The following is a 436-nucleotide window of genomic DNA, read 5'->3' on the forward strand; positions in this document are numbered from 1 at the left end:
CGCGACGGGCGAGCAGCTCTCGGGCCTGACGGTGGACCATTACGCCGAGATCGGCATGGCCGGCGTCAAGCAGGTCGTCGACGCCGTCGGCGGTGTGCGTCTGTGCTACGACCACGACGTCGACGACCGCGACTCGAAGCTCAAGTGGAAGTCCGGCTGCCACACGGTGGGCGGCACGCGGGCCCTGCAGTTCGCGCGGATGCGCAAGTCCGACCCGCTGGGCGACATCGGCCGCGCCGAGCGCCAGCGCCAGCTCGTCAAGGCGGTCCTCGCCAACGTCGACCCGCGCCAGCTCGCACTGCACCCGAGTCGACAGGTCGCCCTCGTGGACGCCGCGACCGCGACGCTCACGGTCGACGAGTCGAGCGACATCATCGACCTGGGCCGGCTCGCGCTCGCCTTCCGCGCCGCCAACAGCGACGCAGGGATCACGGGG

Annotated in this window: 1 protein-coding gene; it reads left to right on the top strand. The window is 71.8% G+C overall.

Translation table 11 applies throughout. The features are described from left to right. Window positions 1–436 (top strand): LCP family protein (locus CWIS_RS15625; RefSeq protein ID WP_048344318.1); only part of this gene is annotated, 436 nt, incomplete at both ends.

The organism is Cellulomonas sp. A375-1 (genome assembly GCF_001040865.1).
GTDB classification, from domain to species: domain Bacteria; phylum Actinomycetota; class Actinomycetes; order Actinomycetales; family Cellulomonadaceae; genus Cellulomonas; species Cellulomonas gelida.